The 15,925-nt window shown below is 42.2% G+C and carries 14 protein-coding genes; all 14 read right to left on the bottom strand.

Annotated elements, in window-relative coordinates; genetic code table 11:
- Positions 1 to 14: 14 nt before the first annotated feature.
- The 14 genes from rimP to IRY55_RS01220 all read right to left on the bottom strand — a co-directional run bounded on the left by rimP (position 15) and on the right by IRY55_RS01220 (position 15,922).
- On the bottom strand, positions 15 to 491 hold the full coding sequence (gene rimP, locus IRY55_RS01285) for a ribosome maturation factor RimP (RefSeq protein ID WP_194561447.1): 477 nt from the start codon (positions 489 to 491) through the stop codon (positions 15 to 17).
- 137 nt (positions 492 to 628) lie between these two features.
- Entirely contained in the window at positions 629 to 4,945 is a 4,317-nt protein-coding gene (locus IRY55_RS01280; protein WP_194561446.1) for a PolC-type DNA polymerase III, read from the bottom strand.
- Between the two features lie 49 nt (positions 4,946 to 4,994).
- Positions 4,995 to 6,707, bottom strand: a complete 1,713-nt coding sequence (locus tag IRY55_RS01275) for a proline--tRNA ligase (protein WP_194561445.1) — start codon at positions 6,705 to 6,707, stop codon at positions 4,995 to 4,997.
- 24 nt (positions 6,708 to 6,731) lie between these two features.
- The gene (gene rseP, locus IRY55_RS01270; protein ID WP_194561444.1) at positions 6,732 to 7,997 is read right to left on the bottom strand and encodes an RIP metalloprotease RseP; all 1,266 of its coding nucleotides are present in this window, start codon (positions 7,995 to 7,997) and stop codon (positions 6,732 to 6,734) included.
- Positions 7,998 to 8,030: 33 nt separating this feature from the next.
- Positions 8,031 to 9,176, bottom strand: coding sequence for a 1-deoxy-D-xylulose-5-phosphate reductoisomerase (dxr, locus tag IRY55_RS01265; protein ID WP_194561443.1), 1,146 nt, complete (start codon positions 9,174 to 9,176; stop codon positions 8,031 to 8,033).
- A gap of 16 nt (positions 9,177 to 9,192) precedes the next feature.
- Positions 9,193 to 9,987 carry a phosphatidate cytidylyltransferase gene (locus tag IRY55_RS01260; protein ID WP_194561442.1) on the bottom strand — a complete coding sequence of 265 codons (795 nt, stop codon included), beginning with the start codon at positions 9,985 to 9,987 and terminating at the stop codon, positions 9,193 to 9,195.
- The gene (locus tag IRY55_RS01255) at positions 9,984 to 10,772 is read right to left on the bottom strand and encodes an isoprenyl transferase (RefSeq protein ID WP_194561441.1); all 789 of its coding nucleotides are present in this window, start codon (positions 10,770 to 10,772) and stop codon (positions 9,984 to 9,986) included. The genes IRY55_RS01260 and IRY55_RS01255 overlap by 4 nt, the downstream gene beginning before the upstream one ends.
- A gap of 185 nt (positions 10,773 to 10,957) precedes the next feature.
- Positions 10,958 to 11,515 carry a ribosome recycling factor gene (gene frr / locus IRY55_RS01250; RefSeq protein ID WP_194561440.1) on the bottom strand — a complete coding sequence of 186 codons (558 nt, stop codon included), beginning with the start codon at positions 11,513 to 11,515 and terminating at the stop codon, positions 10,958 to 10,960.
- A gap of 1 nt (position 11,516) precedes the next feature.
- Complete coding sequence (pyrH, locus tag IRY55_RS01245; RefSeq protein WP_194561439.1) at positions 11,517 to 12,239, bottom strand: UMP kinase; 723 nt, start codon at positions 12,237 to 12,239, stop codon at positions 11,517 to 11,519.
- Between the two features lie 77 nt (positions 12,240 to 12,316).
- Positions 12,317 to 13,204: a translation elongation factor Ts gene (gene tsf, locus IRY55_RS01240; protein ID WP_194561438.1), complete on the bottom strand. Its 888-nt coding sequence runs from the start codon at positions 13,202 to 13,204 to the stop codon at positions 12,317 to 12,319.
- A 162-nt stretch (positions 13,205 to 13,366) separates the two neighbouring features.
- Complete coding sequence (rpsB, locus tag IRY55_RS01235) at positions 13,367 to 14,098, bottom strand: 30S ribosomal protein S2 (RefSeq protein ID WP_194561437.1); 732 nt, start codon at positions 14,096 to 14,098, stop codon at positions 13,367 to 13,369.
- A 145-nt stretch (positions 14,099 to 14,243) separates the two neighbouring features.
- Positions 14,244 to 14,828: a hypothetical protein gene (locus IRY55_RS01230; protein ID WP_194561436.1), complete on the bottom strand. Its 585-nt coding sequence runs from the start codon at positions 14,826 to 14,828 to the stop codon at positions 14,244 to 14,246.
- A complete protein-coding gene (locus tag IRY55_RS01225) occupies positions 14,829 to 15,143 on the bottom strand; it encodes an RNA polymerase subunit sigma (RefSeq protein WP_194561435.1) in 315 nt (104 codons plus the stop codon).
- Positions 15,140 to 15,922, bottom strand: a complete 783-nt coding sequence (locus IRY55_RS01220) for a FliA/WhiG family RNA polymerase sigma factor (protein WP_328799596.1) — start codon at positions 15,920 to 15,922, stop codon at positions 15,140 to 15,142. Before IRY55_RS01220 ends, IRY55_RS01225 begins: the two co-directional genes overlap by 4 nt.
- Positions 15,923 to 15,925 lie beyond the last annotated feature (3 nt).

Below are 15,925 nucleotides of genomic sequence, written 5' to 3'. Positions count from 1 at the left end.
CACTCCTACTTTTATTATATTGAGAAATCTATGGCGAGACGTGCAAGTGCAATTTTTGTTTTGTCGATCGTCTTCGTTAAAGTACGCGTCTTGATCTTAAATTCAATCGTTACACTTTCTTCATCATTCGCTCGTAAATAACCTTCAAACTCTTTCATACCGTCAATCGCTTCGTATGTTTTAATAAATACGTAAGCGTCTACCGCTCTTTCGAAATCTTCTTCCTTTTTGAGTGGACGTTCCGCTCCTGGAGAAGATACTTCTAAAAAGTAGTTTTGTGGAATCGGATCCGCCTCGTCTAATTTCTCACTGAGACGTTCGCTGACGAGCGCACATTGGTCAAGGTCAATACGACCGACTTGCGCGTCGACATAGACTCGTAAAAACCAGTCTTGTCCTTCCTTCACGAATTCAACATCTACAAGCTCTAGAGCGAGTTCTTCAACGATAGGCTCTGTTAATTGCTCGACGATTTCTGTAACTTTGCTCAAATTCAACCCTCCAAAATTGGTGAAATTCCGATATAGAACAACAGAAAAGAGTGGGAAAACCCACTCTTTCGGCGTGTAATTATTACAAAAGTTAATTTTATCATAGCATAACGACACGTTTCATGCAAATATCCTAACTATAGGTCAAAAATACTTAATTGGTTCGTATCTGGAAGCCCTTCGAGACATCCAAGTTCATCCATATATTCCGTCACCGTTTTCGACACACGTCCACGGCGTTGAAGATCTTCCTTCGATAAAAACTCGCCTTCTTCTCGCACGACGACAATTGTTTTCGCAACGTTCGTACCGAGCGATGGGATTGAATTAAATGGTGGAATTAACGCATCCCCATCGATGATGAAATCTGTCGCATCCGAACGATACAAATCAGGCTTTTCAAAACGGAAGCCACGTTCACACATTTCGAGCGCAATCTCAAGCACTGTTAATAAGTTGCGTTCTTTTGGACTCGCATCCAATCCTTTGTCATCAATCTCTTTAATTTTAGAACGAATGGTACTCGCTCCACCCGTCATTGTGACAAGATCATAATCGGATGCACGGACTGTGAAATACGCTGCATAATACATGAGTGGATGGTGCACTTTGAAATAAGCGATGCGCAATGCCATTAATACGTAAGCAGCGGCGTGTGCTTTCGGGAACATATATTTAATTTTTTTACATGAATCGATATACCATTCTGGCACATTGTTCTCCCGCATCGCTTCTTCAAATTCAGGCTGCAGTCCTCTTCCTTTACGCACATGCTCCATAATGGTGAAGGCGAGAGATGGCTTCAACCCTTGATAAATGAGATATACCATAATGTCATCTCGACAACCGATGACGTCTGAAAGTTCGCATACATTGTTTTTGATCAGTTCTTGCGCATTTCCTAACCAAACGTCTGTCCCGTGAGAGAGTCCAGAGATTTGAATTAACTCTGAAAATGTCGACGGCTTCGTCTCTTCTAACATTTGGCGAACGAAACGCGTTCCGAACTCTGGCACACCGAGTGTTCCTGTTTTACAGTCGATTTGTTCTGCTGTGACGCCTAGCGCTTCAGGACTTGAAAATAGCGACATAACAGCAGGATCATCGGGTGGAATCGTAATCGGATCGATGCCTGATAAATCTTCCAACATTTTAATCATCGTCGGGTCATCATGACCGAGAATGTCGAGTTTTAGCAAGTTTTCATCAATGGAGTGGAAGTCGAAATGGGTCGTCTTCCAACTCGCTTCTTGGTCATTGGCAGGGAATTGAATCGGCGTGAAATCATAAATGTCCATCGTGTCAGGCACGACGATAATTCCCCCAGGGTGTTGTCCCGTACTTCGCTTTACTCCGGAACAGCCTTTGACGAGACGATCAATTTCTGCACCGCGATACGTCACATTGAAATCATTCATATATCCACGAACATATCCGTACGCTGTCTTTTCCGCAATTGTTCCAATCGTTCCTGCACGATACACGTAGTCTTCTCCGAATAAGTCTCGCGTATAGTCGTGCGCCTCTGGTTGATATTCACCACTGAAGTTTAAGTCGATATCTGGAACTTTGTCTCCTTCGAACCCGAGGAATGTTTCGAACGGAATGTCTTGCCCATCTTTACGCATATCGACGTCACACGTGTCACATTTTTTGTTCGGCAAGTCATATCCGGAACTGACTGAGCCGTCTGTAAAGAAATGGGCTTCGTGACATTTCGGGCAGACGTAGTGCGGTGGGAGCGGGTTCACTTCCGTAATTTCCATCATTGTTGCGACGAAAGAAGAACCGACAGAACCACGCGAGCCGACTAAATAGCCGTCATCGAGTGAACGCTTCACGAGCTTATGAGAAATTAAATAAATAACAGCGAATCCGTTATCGATGATTGACTTCAATTCTTTATCAATACGCGCTTGAACGATTTCTGGTAACTGTTCACCGTAAATATGATGGGCCATGCCGTAAGTGAGTTCACGAACTTCTTCATCGGCCCCATCGATATTTGGCGCGTACAAATCATCTTTAATCACTTGCACGTCTTCAATGCTGTTTGCAATCTGTTTCGGATTGTCTAAGACGATTTGTTTCGCTACTTCTTCCCCTAAAAACTCAAACTCTTTCAACATTTCATCCGTCGTTCTAAAGTGCGCTTCCGGCAATTCTGAACGATTGAGCGGATTCGCCCCTCCTTGAGAACGGATGAGGACTTCACGATACTTGGCATCGGTCGGATGCACGTAACGTACATTCCCTGTCGCACAAAGTGGCAAATTAACCCGTTTACTCAGTTTGACGAAGCGGCGCATAATGTCTTCTAAATTCCATTCATCATGAATGATATCTCGCTCGACTAAATGTTGATACATCGCTTTCGGATGAATCTCTAAATAATCATAAAACTGTGCGACACGCTCCGCTTCTTCCAAAGGCTTTTGCATCACTGTTTCAAATACTTCTCCATTATCCGTACCTGAACCGATCAACAATCCTTCCCGATGCTCGATTAAAACAGAACGCGGAATACGTGGTACTCGGTAAAAGTAGTTAATATGTGAATAAGAGACGAGCTTAAATAAATTTTTCAACCCAATATCGTTTTGAACGAGCAATGTACAACTCGTCGGGCGAGAACGCTTATACGAATCTCCTTTTCCGACTTGGTCATTCAATTGATCCAAATATTCAATTCCTCTATCCATCGCATCTTTTAAAAATTTCACAAATAAATAGGCGGTCGCTTCCGTATCATAAATGGCACGGTGATGTTGTGTTAATTCAATATCAAAACGTTTCGCCAACGTGTCGAGGCGGTGATTTCGCATATCTGGGTATAAGTAACGTGCCATCTCAACCGTATCGATATACGAATACTTGGGCACTTCAACGCCTGCTGTTTGACAAGCAGCGTAAAAGAAACCCATATCAAAGTTCGCATTATGTGCAACTAAAATGGCATCCTCACAAAACTCGACAAATTTTGCAATCATATCCCCCACTTCAGGAGCATCTTGCACCATATCATCGGTAATCCCTGTTAAACGTGTCGTCGTTTCAGAAAGAGGATGATGAGGATTCGCAAAGCTTTCGAACGTATCGACAATTTCGCCATCCTTTAAACGGACCGCTGCAAGTTCGATAATCGTATCGTATGCAGAAGATAAACCTGTCGTTTCTACGTCAAAGACGATATACGTTTCGCTCGCTAAATGACGATGCGTCGCTTCGTACGCAATCGGAACACCATCATCGACGAGATTGGCTTCCATTCCGAACAACACTTTTATGCCATTTTTCTTTCCAGCATTAAAAGCTTCTGGGAAGGCTTGAACATTTGCTGTATCTGTAATCGCTACCGCTTCATGTCCCCATTTTGCCGCTTGCTCGATAATATCGCTCGCACTTGAAACACTGTCCATTTGACTCATTTTTGTATGGGCATGAAGCTCAATGCGACGCTCTCCTTCAGGTGCTTGATCTTGTCTAAGCGTCACTGAAATTTGCATGATGTCTTGGGCCATCATCACGAGGTCACGAATGTACGTATCGTTTTGAATACTTCCGCGCGCACGTACCCACATTCCTTTTTTCATATGTTTCATGCGCTCTGCATCTTCTTTGTCGCGCGAAAACATTTTCACGATGATCGAATCTGTATAATCGGTCACTTTCAATGTCATAATTGAACGACCGCTTCGTAACTCTCGCACTTCCGCATCGAAGACATACCCTTCAATCGTAATGCGACGCTCTTCTTCTTGAATCGTTTCAATCGGTGTGATTTCTTCATTTTCTTTAATGAAAATACCGAATTGAAGTGGTCCCCCGATTTCTTTATTGTCTTCACGCATCTGCTCCATCTTTTGCATTTGTTGTAATGCTTGTTGAGCATATGCTTCTTCTTCTCGACGTTTCGCTTCTTCAAATGCACGTTGCTCTTCTACACGATCTTCCGCCGCTTCTTGTACGACGACTTCAACTGGACGGGTTTTTAACCCACATTGACTTAAGCGTTCCTGCATGACGGGTAAATAACTTTTGCGAATCGATTCTGCTAAAAAGTCCCGCTCTACCGTACGTATAATTTTTTGCCCTTCAAATTGCAGTGGTCGCTTCGTCATCGCTTCATAAATAGGAGGTGACATCGCATCGAGCGTTTGAACGACATACATCCAATATTGTTCATATTCTCCATTTGTCACCTCTCCTTCAGCCGTCTCGATTGACAGTAGAGGATGCGCGATAGACTGAAATGTTTGATGCAAACTATCCGTCATTAAACGGTATAACTGAAAAGGAAGAGGCTTTTGCAGTCGAACGAGAAAATGCCAACGTTTCGATTTTTTATGAACGATTAACTTGGATAATTCACCGCCTGCAAAATGCGTCATATGCACATCTTCCGTTAATCCGATTTGCTGCAGTAAAATGAGTAGTTTCTCTTTTTCATTCATCGGTATGACTCCTTTCATGCGACGAAAAAAGGAAGCGAATGCGCTCCCTTTATAGTTCCGTAAAATATTGTTGCAACTTCTCTGTCAATTCTTCTTTTTGCCATTCACTCTGCTCGCCATTCGCACGATATTTTACTTCAATGATACCTTCTGAAGCTTTTTTCCCTACTGTAATGCGAATTGGCAAACCGATTAAATCAGCATCCGCAAATTTGACACCGGCACGCTCATCTCGGTCATCGTACAAAACATCGTATCGATACGACTGAAGAAGTGCATACAATTCTTCCCCGAGCGCTCGCTGTTCATCATTTTTCATGTTGACGACAACGAGGTGAATTTGATAAGGCGCAAGTTGTGCTGGCCATTTCAAACCATGTTCGTCATTATATTGTTCGGCGATTGCCGCAAGTAGGCGCGATACACCAAGACCGTAGCAACCCATTTGGAATGGTTGGGCGCGTCCGTCACAATCTAAGGCTGTCGCTTTCATCTTCTCACTATATTGCGTCCCTAGTTTGAAAATATGACCGATTTCAATCCCTTTTGTAAATTGAATCGTTCCTTCACCGTCTGGAGATAAATCGCCTTCTTGAATGTTGCGAATATCTGCATAACGGTCCACCGCAAAATCATGTTCAGGATTAACGTTCACATAATGATAGCCGTCTTCATTCGCTCCACATACACCGTTACGTACTGTACGAACCGACCAATCCGCAATCACTTTCATGCCGACTGGAAGTTTCACAGGGCCGATCGAACCGACATGACAACCTAATTGTTCATGAATGAATGCATCCTCTGCCAGTTCCACTTGTTCTGCATGTAACACGCGCTTTAATTTAATCTCATTCACTTCGTAATCTCCGCGACAAAGAACTGTCGTTAACTGACCATCCACGAGGAATAATAATGTTTTAATCGTCTGTTCAATCGGAATTTTGAGTGATGTAACAATTTCTTCAATCGTTCTTTCATTCGGTGTTGCCACACGTTCCATTGGTAAAATCGCGTCTTGTTCTTCGGCATTGAGAGCGATCGGTAAAACTTCGGCCATTTCACGATTCGCTGCATAATTTGAAGCGTCGCTATACGCAATGACATCCTCTCCAACATCAGAAAGTACCATAAATTCATGTGTATCCGTACCACCAATTGAACCACCATCTGCTTCTACCACTTTAAAACGCAAACCGAGACGATTGCAAATTTTCGAGTACACATCTTTCATTTGTTCATACGTTTCATCTAAGCTATCTTCATCTAGATGAAATGAATAAGCATCTTTCATAATGAATTCTCGTCCACGCAACAATCCGAAACGTGGGCGACGTTCATCCCGAAATTTCGTTTGAATTTGGTAAAGCGTTAACGGTAATTTTTTGTAAGAGTTCAATTCGTCGCGTACGAGAGATGTAATGACTTCTTCATGTGTCGGACCTAATGCGAAATCTCGGTCATGACGGTCTTGCAAACGAAAAAGCTCTAATCCATATTCATCCCAACGTCCTGTTTCATGCCATAATTCCGCAGGCTGCAAAGCAGGAAGTAACACTTCAATCGCTCCTACACGTTCTAGCTCCTCTCGAATCACTCGTTCAATCTTTCGCAATACGCGATTTGCTAACGGTAAGTATGAATAAACGCCAGCCGCACTTTGACGAATATATCCAGCACGGAGTAATAGTTGATGCGAAGCAATCTCTGCATCAGCGGGTGTTTCGCGCATCGTTGGAATTAAAGTACATGTCTGTCTCATCGGCATCTCCACCTCATTCTATGATTAAACATTAAAGAAAAATCGTTGAATATCGTTCCACGTTACGACGACCATTAAAACGAGTAAGAGGACGATTCCGATAAAATGAACCATGCCTTCTTTTTGCTTATCGACTGGTCTGCCACGCACCGCTTCAATGGCGAAAAATAATAGACGTCCACCATCTAACGCTGGAAGTGGAAGTAAATTCATAATTCCTAAGTTGATGCTGAGCACAGCTCCCCAACTGAGTAAGTTAATAAATCCACGTTCCGCAATATCTCCCGTCGCTTTATAAATACCTACCGGACCCGATAAAGCTTCCATGTTTAACTTTCCAGTGACGAGTTGACCGAGAAGGTCCGAAATTTTTCCGAACCAATAGATGAGTTGTTCTCCGCCGTAAACGATCGACTTCATCACACCATGTTCGACAGGACTACTGTAGTACACACCAATGCGCCCGAACTGTTGCCCTTGCTCTTCCAACATCGTCGGCGTCACAAGCGCTGTAATGGTTTCACCAGCACGAGTCAATTGCACTTCTAATTCTTTATTCGGATTATCATAGATTGTTTCAAAAAATTGCGTCCATTTCTTCACTTCTTTACCATCGACCGCTGTAATATAGTCGCCCGCTACAATGCCCGCTTCAGCTGCAGGTGATCCTGCTTCCACATCCGCAATGATCGGTTCTTCTGTCGGAACACCTTTCAATAAAGCTAAAATGATAAAGAGGAAAAATGCTAAAATGAAGTTGAACAATGGACCTGCAAAAATCGCCATCGTTCGCGCGCCTAATGATTTCGATTCAAATTGGCGATCAAATGGTGCAATCGTCAATTCTTCTCCATCTTCTACTACCGTTGCTGTACGACTCACTTTATAGCGATGTAACTCGCCCTCTTCGTCATACCCTTCGATATATAATTCACGGTCTAAATCCGCTTTTTCCGTCTCTAAAAAGAGGACGTTTGGATCGTCAACACTTTGATTCATATACAATTTAATAATTTCTTCATCTTCATTCAACACGACTCCGATGCGGTAACCTGGCTTTAATTCTACCGTATCGAAATCTTGCCCTGCCATACGCACATATCCTCCGAGTGGAAGGAGACGAATCGTATAGAGTGTTTCACCTTTTCGCATACCGAATATTTTCGGTCCGAACCCAATCGCAAATTCGCGCACCATAATGCCTGCACGTTTCGCAAAAATAAAATGTCCAAGTTCATGGAAAAAGACGAGTGAACCGAAGACGAGTATAAATGCAAATATCGTTTGCATAATTAACCACCTTTACTAGCACATGCTCGTTTTCTATTTCTCTATTGTAGCTGTAATTTCACGTCTTGTCATCGCATCGACTTCAAGAATCGTTTGTAAATCTGGATTTTGAATGACGGTATGTCGCTCCATCGAACGTTCGACCATTTCGTCAATTTGTAAAAATGAAATACACCCTGCCATAAATGCCGCTACTGCTACTTCATTCGCCGCATTCATAACAGTCGGTAATGAACCGCCCGTACGTCCAGCTTCATAAGCGAGAGCAAGCGCTTTAAAACGATTTACGTCCAATGTTTCAAAATTCATCTGTCCAAGTGCTACTAAATCGAGCGTTTTCGGCTCTTGCATCGGAATACGGTCTGGATAGGTCATCGCGTACTGAATCGGGACGCGCATATCTGGACTACCGAGTTGCGCAATCATACTCGTATCGCAAAATTCCACGATTGAATGGATGATGCTTTCTCGGTGCATTACACAGTCAATTTGATCAAATGGTAAATTGAATAAATGATGTGCTTCAATCACTTCTAGTCCTTTGTTCATCATCGTTGCAGAATCGATTGTCAATTTATTCCCCATCGCCCAGTTCGGATGCGCGAGCGCTTGTTCAACTGTAACATTCGCTAACTCATCACGTGTTAAATGACGGAAGCTCCCGCCAGACGCTGTAATGATTAAACGACGAATCGTTTTCGGATTTTCTCCATTCATCGCTTGGAAAAGCGCCGAATGTTCGCTATCGACAGGAATGATCGGTACATTTAGCTCTTTCGCACGTTTCATAACGATATGCCCTGCTGCAACGAGCGTCTCTTTATTCGCAAGCGCAATCGGAATGCGCGCTTCAATCGCAGCTAATGTCGGCTCGAGCCCAACACTCCCAACGACCGCTGTAATGAGCAAGTCCGATTCATACGTCGCAACTTCTTTTAAACCTAATGTCCCGCTAACAAATGATGTATTCGGATAACGTACGCGTAAACGCTCTGCATCCGCTTCTTCCATCACCGAAACGAGCTTTGGCTGAAAGCGTTCAATCGTCTGTTCAACGAGTGGGATATTGCGCCCTGCACTCATTGCAACGAGCTGAAAACGCTCTTCGTTATTTTGAATAATATTTAACGTTTGTGTGCCGATTGAACCTGTCACACCAAGAATACTAATTTTCTTCAACGTAAACTTCCTTTCGTTAACCGATTAAATGTAAAAAGTGTAATAAAGGTAAGACGAATAATAAACTATCGAAACGGTCCATCACACCACCGTGTCCTGGCAACAATGTCCCTGAATCTTTCACATTATAATGACGTTTTAAGGCAGACTCCACTAAGTCGCCGAGTTGACCGAACATCGATGCGACAATCGTGACGATCAGTACGGTAACGAAGGACGGATGAATCGTGAAAAATTGTTGGTAAATGAGCACCATGACGACAGCGCTCAATACGCCTCCCCAAAATCCTTCCACCGTTTTATTCGGTGATATTTCAGGCCATAGTTTGCGTTTTCCGACTTTTCGTCCGATAAAATACGCTCCTGAATCGGTCGTCCACACAATTAAAAGCGCATAAAAAATATACTCAACACCGAATGTTCGTGTTTCGATGAAGTAATGGAAGCCGATTCCGACATATAAAAAACTTAAAATGATAAATCCAACATGATCGAAGGTAATTCGATTTTTAGAAATAACGGTGACAATGAGCAGTAAAAAGACGATGATGAAAATCATTTCAACAATTGATAGTGTCGTCCACTGTTCTAATTGTGCTACGTATTGACTCGGTAATAAGAGGAGTGCTAATGCAATCCAACTTAATATCCCTTCGATTGAAAAAATCGATAACTCGCGCATGCGTAACATTTCGAAGAGTCCAATTGACGCGATCGCATAAATGATAAGCGTCAAAGGAAGCCCTCCGATAAAAATGAACGGAATAAAAATTCCGAACGCAATAATTGCTGTTATAATTCGTTGTTTCACGCTTTTTGCTCTCCTTCCACGCTTCCGAAGCGACGATGACGTGATTGATATTGCTCCACCGCATCTAAAAAATGATGCTCCGTAAAATCAGGCCACAATACATCCGTAAAAATAAATTCCGCATATGCTAGTTGCCAAAGCATAAAATTCGATAATCTCACTTCTCCACTCGTACGAATGAGCAAGTCAGGTTCATCTAAATGCGCGGTCATTAACTGTGCATTCATCGTTTCATCTGTAATGTCTTCTACTGATAACTGTCCGCTCTGTACAAGTTCAACGATTTGTTTCGTCGCTTGGACAAGTTCAGCACGACTGCCGTAATTCATCGCAAAGTTTAAAATGAGTCCGTCGTTCTGTTGTGTCTTTTCCATTGCGTTATGAATCGCATCCAACGTATGTCGGGGTAGATTTGACGGATCGCCAATCATTTCAACTTTCACATTTTGTTCAATGAGCTCTGGTAAATACGTATGTAAAAATTCGCTCGGTAATTTCATTAAGAAGTCGACTTCTTTTTTCGGCCTCTTCCAGTTTTCGGTTGAAAAAGCATACATCGTTAACGCACCAATCCCTAGATTACTCGCAATGCGTGTAATTTTTTTAACGGTATTCATCCCTTCATGATGCCCTGCAATACGCGGTAATGCACGACGACGTGCCCAACGACCGTTACCGTCCATAATGACGGCAATATGTTTCGGTAATGGTTTTTGCTGTAATTGTTGAACTCGTTCTACGAGCGAGTCTTGGTTTTTTTGTTTTCCTAACAATCGATTAATCATTGTATTCCCCCACCCATCGTTTTAGAGCAAGTCCATCATTATCGTACCAAATTTAAGCGCAAGTTTCTATGCGCAACTGCAATTGATGATTCGTTTATGTACAAAAAAAGACGCCCTTCTGTTGAGGACGTCTTTTTCGATAGAAAGTTCACTTTCTAAGATCCACCAATACTATGAATTGGAAATTAAATTTCCATAATTTCTTCTTCTTTTTCTTTCGCTAAAGCGTCAATTTTCGAAATGTACGAATCTGTCAATTGTTGAACATCTTCTGTCCCACGACGTAATTCGTCTTCCGTAATGTCACCATCTTTTTCAAGCTTTTTCAAGTCATCATTCGCATCACGACGGATATTGCGAATGGCAACTTTTGAATCTTCCGCTTCTTTGCCAACTTCTTTTGCGAGTTCTTTACGACGCTCTTCTGTGAGCGCTGGAACTGCTAAACGAATTAAGTTTCCATCGTTCGAAGGTGTGATGCCGATATCTGATGCAAGAATCGCTTTTTCAATATCTGCCAGTACTGTTTTGTCATAAGGTTGGATGACGAGTAAACGTGGTTCAGGTACAGAAATATTTGCCATTTGATTCAATGGTGTTTGTGCACCGTAGTATTCCACTGTAATGCGGTCTAACATCGTTGCGTTTGCGCGACCTGCACGAATGTTCGCCAATTGACGTGTAAAAGCTTGAATCGATTTTTCCATCTTTTCTTTCGTTTCGTTCATCAATGCGTTAATCATCTTAATTCCTCCCAATCACTGTTCCAATTTCTTCTCCAAGTACTGCTTTTTTAATATTGCCTTCTTCCATAATAGAGAATACTACGAGTGGAATATCATTGTCCATACATAAAGTAGAAGCCGTTGAATCCATCACTTCTAGGCCTTGACTAATGACGTCTAAATACGATAACTCATCATACTTTACAGCTGTTGAGTCTTTCATTGGATCTGCTGAGTAGACACCATCTACATTGTTTTTCGCCATTAAAATAACGTCTGCTTCAATTTCAGCTGCGCGTAATGCTGCAGTCGTATCCGTTGAGAAATATGGATTACCTGTTCCTCCTGCAAAAATAACGACGCGTTTCTTTTCCAAGTTACGAATCGCTTTGCGACGGATGTATGGCTCTGCCACTTGACGCATATCAATGCTTGTTGCGACACGCGTTTCCACATCCCACTTCTCAAGTGCATCTTGAAGTGCCATCGAGTTCATCACTGTAGCGAGCATCCCCATATAGTCTGCAGTCGTGCGGTCCATGCCCATTTCGCTACCGATTTTCCCACGCCAAATGTTACCGCCACCGACAACAACGGCTACTTCTACACCGAGTTCTACGACTTCTTTCACTTGTTTTGCAACGTTTTTAATGACTTCTGGCGATAGGCCGAAACCTTTATCCCCTGCTAATGCTTCTCCACTCAATTTTAGTACAATACGTTTATATTTAGGCGCGCTCATGTATGTATCCTCCATCTAGTACGTAATTTTGTTGAAAAATAGGGAACACGCATTGTGTCCCCTATACTGTCTTTTTATTAGTTACCTTTTACTTGACCCATTACTTCGTCCGCGAAGTTTTCTTCACGTTTTTCTAAACCTTCTCCAACTTCGTAACGAACGAATTTCACCAATTTACCACCTGTTGCTTCAACGAATTTACCAACTTTTTGGTCTCCGTCTTTGACGAATGGTTGCTCAAGTACACAGATTTCTTCGAAGAATTTGCCGAGGCGACCTTCTACCATTTTTGCAACGATATTTTCTGGTTTACCTTCGTTAAGTGCTTGTTCTGTTAATACTTTACGCTCGTGCTCTACTTCTTCAGCAGACACTTCGTCGCGTGAAATGTATTTCGGGTTCATAGCAGCGATATGCATTGCAACGTCTTTCGCTGCTGTTTCGTCTGTTGAACCTTCGAGTAATGTTAATACTGAAATGCGTCCACCCATGTGCAAGTATGGTCCGAATGCGTCAGCATCTGTTTTTGTCATAATTTCGAAACGGCGAAGTGTAATTTTCTCACCGATTTTTGCAACTGCGCTAGAGATGTGATCTGCAACTGTTGCACCGTTTGACATTGTTGAAGCTTCCGCAGCTTCAACGTCAGCTGGTTTATTCGCTAAAAGGTGTTCAGCGATTTCTTGTACTAATGTTTGGAACGCTTCGTTTTTCGCTACGAAATCTGTTTCAGCGTTGATTTCAAGGATAACTGCTTCGTTGCCGTTAACGAGTACTGATGTTGTACCTTCTGCTGCGATGCGGTCTGCTTTTTTCGCTGCGCTTGCAAGACCTTTTTCACGTAAGAAGTCTACTGCTGCGTCCATGTCACCGTCAACTTCTGTTAATGCTTTTTTACAGTCCATCATACCGACGCCTGTTTTTTCACGTAATTCTTTTACCATTGCTGCTGTAATTTTAGCCATTATATATTCCTCCTAAGATGAATTTAACTTCTGTAAAAAAGACGATAAGGGGATCAGCCGCTTATCGTCTTTTCATTCGTAAACATCCCATGCGAGACGAGATATTCGAGCAAACGCTCACGAATGATTGTTGTGCTTCATACTTCAACGATGAAAGTCGAATTATTCTGCAGCTTCTTCAGTTGTTGCTTCTTGAGCTACTTCTTCGTCTTCACCTTGGTTTCCTTCGATTAATGCATCAGCCATTTTGCTCGTTAAGAGACGAACTGCACGGATTGCATCATCGTTCGCAGGGATTACGTAGTCGATTTCGTCTGGATCACAGTTTGTATCGACGATTCCTACGATTGGAATATTTAATTTATTCGCTTCTGCAACTGCGATATGTTCTTTGCGTGGGTCCACGACGAACATAACGTCAGGTACGCGTTTCATTTCACGGATACCGCCTAAGAATTTCATAAGACGAGTGTGTTCTTTTGTAAGTTCAGAAACTTCTTTTTTAGGAAGTACTTCAAAAATGCCGTCTTCTTCCATTTTTTCGATTTCTTTCATGCGTGCTACACGCTTTTGAATCGTTTCGAAGTTTGTGAGCATTCCACCTAACCAACGTTGGTTAACGTAGTACATGCCTGCACGTTCTGCTTCTTCTTTAACTGCATCTTGCGCTTGTTTTTTCGTTCCGACGAAAAGAACTTGTCCTCCGTCTTCTCCAACTTGACGCATAAATTTGTATGCTTCTTCAAGTTTCTTCACCGTCTTTTGAAGATCGATGATGTAGATTCCGTTACGCTCAACGAAAATGTATGGTTTCATTTTCGGGTTCCAACGGCGTGTTTGGTGTCCGAAGTGTACACCAGCTTCAAGTAATTGTTTCATTGAAATAATAGCCATTACTAAATTCCTCCTATTGGTTGTTTTCCTCCGCAATGTTCCTCTAAGGAAACGACAGCAAGCTGCACCATTTTCCCTATCCCGATTGCGTGTGTAGTAATACCGTAAGCTAATATATCACATACCGCTTACAGTTGCAAACTTTTTAACGATGAAATTTTAAGAGCAATTCAATTTCTGTTGTTCCGCAATTGAATCGCTTCGCTAAAGCTTCTATCGATTCTCCTTCATCGTATAAGCGCTTTACTTGCGCTTCGTATGACTCTTCTTCGATTCTCTCTGCTTGTGTTTGCATTGATTGATCTAATCGCTCTTGTTGTTCTGCTCGATTTAGTTGGGGTTTAACCACTCGTGCTGATTCTTCTGGATTTTCTATCGCAACTAGCTTTTTGCGTTGCTCTTGAATGAGACGCGCTTGAAGGTGTGATGCATACGTTGGTGGAGTCGCAACAAACTCTTCTTCAATCAGCGGAGTCTGAACGCGTTGTGATTCTGAAGTTACTCGTTCTGCCATTTCTTTTGAAGAACGCTCAGTTAAACGCTCAAGCAATTGTTCATTTTCTTTTTTTATTTCATCTAAGTATACTTGCATCGACAGTTCAAATTGCTCGACAAGCTCACTTTGTTCTTCGTACAATCGTTCATTCTTTTGCAAGCGCAAGTAAAGGATGACAAGTGCGGCGAGCGTTAAAAACTGCAATAAAAATAAAATGATTATCGTTGTGATCATTTATGTTGTCAAGTCGATGAATGAACCTTTGTACGGGTGCGTTTGCGATTTTTTCTTTTCTTCTTCGCTCTCTGCTTTTTTCCGTTTTGATTGCATCATCTGTTCCTTTCGTTTTTTCTCTTCGTCTTCATCTCGAATTTTTGCTGACTCTTCCGCTTCGAGTACCTTTCCTTTTTTACGCTTTTCTTCTCGCTCGACGAGTGCGCTTGCCAAATCTTGGTTCACTTGCGATTGCTGTTGTTTTTGCTCAGCAATTTTTCCAGCTTCAAATGTTTTCGGTAAAGCGATTTGTAGTTCGATTCCTTTCAAACTCATAAAATCCCTCCGTCTATGACTTCTGGTGCGAGTAAGTCTTTCAATTTTAACAGCGCTTTCGAATGGATTTGAGAAATGCGCGAGGTAGACAACTCTAAGATTTCTCCAATTTCTGTTAGCGTCATATCTTCCGAATAAAAAAGTTGCAATACCATCTGTTCATTTTTATTCAATGTTTCAATTTGTTTCATTAATTCTTGAATGAGTTCATTTTTCATCACTCTATTTTCAGGCGTTTCAGCTTGATCGTTTTCAATGAAATATTGATGATCTGCATCATCATCCTCTTGGTTTACTTTTTCATCAATCGATAAAACATTAGAAAAATAGCGTTCTTGCGTCACTTCGTAAACATCATCAATCGTCCACTCTAAATAAGCAGCTATTTCTTCTGGTTCGACATGGCGTTGGTATTGCTGTTCTAAATGTTGAATCGCTTCATCTAAACGTTTCGTACGTTCGCGTGAAGCGCGAGACAGCCAATCTTCTTTTCGCAAGCCATCGATAATGGAGCCGCGAATGCGAAACGACGCATATGTATCAAATTTTAAATCTCGTTTTCGATCGAACTTTGTTAAAGCGTCGAACAACCCTTGCAACCCTAAGCTCATCAATTCATCCTGCGATACTGAACGAGGCACTCGTGCACGAATGCGCTGCACATGATACTGAACGAGTGGTTTATATTCATTGACGAGAATATCTCCAGATAAAGGGTCGCGATTGTCCATCCACTTATCCCAATGAGTGTCGATTGTTCGTTCTCTATTGTTTGACACTAT

Origin of the sequence: Savagea serpentis (genome assembly GCF_015351395.1) — a bacterium.
In the GTDB taxonomy this organism is placed as follows: Bacteria; Bacillota; Bacilli; order Bacillales_A; family Planococcaceae; genus Savagea; species Savagea serpentis.
Note: the sequence above shows the minus strand (reverse complement) of the source record. Positions and strands in the feature narration are given on the sequence as shown.

Excerpts from the sequence above, each read along its gene's own strand:
- rseP (WP_194561444.1), bottom strand. The coding sequence starts at position 7,997 with ATGCAAACGATATTTGCATTTATACTCGTCTTCGGTTCACTCGTCTTT.
- IRY55_RS01230 (WP_194561436.1), bottom strand. The coding sequence starts at position 14,828 with ATGATCACAACGATAATCATTTTATTTTTATTGCAGTTTTTAACGCTC.
- pyrH (WP_194561439.1), bottom strand. The coding sequence starts at position 12,239 with ATGAGCGCGCCTAAATATAAACGTATTGTACTAAAATTGAGTGGAGAA.
- IRY55_RS01225 (WP_194561435.1), bottom strand. The coding sequence starts at position 15,143 with ATGAGTTTGAAAGGAATCGAACTACAAATCGCTTTACCGAAAACATTT.
- rpsB (WP_194561437.1), bottom strand. The coding sequence starts at position 14,098 with ATGGCTATTATTTCAATGAAACAATTACTTGAAGCTGGTGTACACTTC.
- IRY55_RS01275 (WP_194561445.1), bottom strand. The coding sequence starts at position 6,707 with ATGAGACAGACATGTACTTTAATTCCAACGATGCGCGAAACACCCGCT.
- IRY55_RS01255 (WP_194561441.1), bottom strand. The coding sequence starts at position 10,772 with ATGATTAATCGATTGTTAGGAAAACAAAAAAACCAAGACTCGCTCGTA.
- IRY55_RS01280 (WP_194561446.1), bottom strand. The coding sequence starts at position 4,945 with ATGAATGAAAAAGAGAAACTACTCATTTTACTGCAGCAAATCGGATTA.
- frr (WP_194561440.1), bottom strand. The coding sequence starts at position 11,515 with ATGATTAACGCATTGATGAACGAAACGAAAGAAAAGATGGAAAAATCG.
- tsf (WP_194561438.1), bottom strand. The coding sequence starts at position 13,204 with ATGGCTAAAATTACAGCAGCAATGGTAAAAGAATTACGTGAAAAAACA.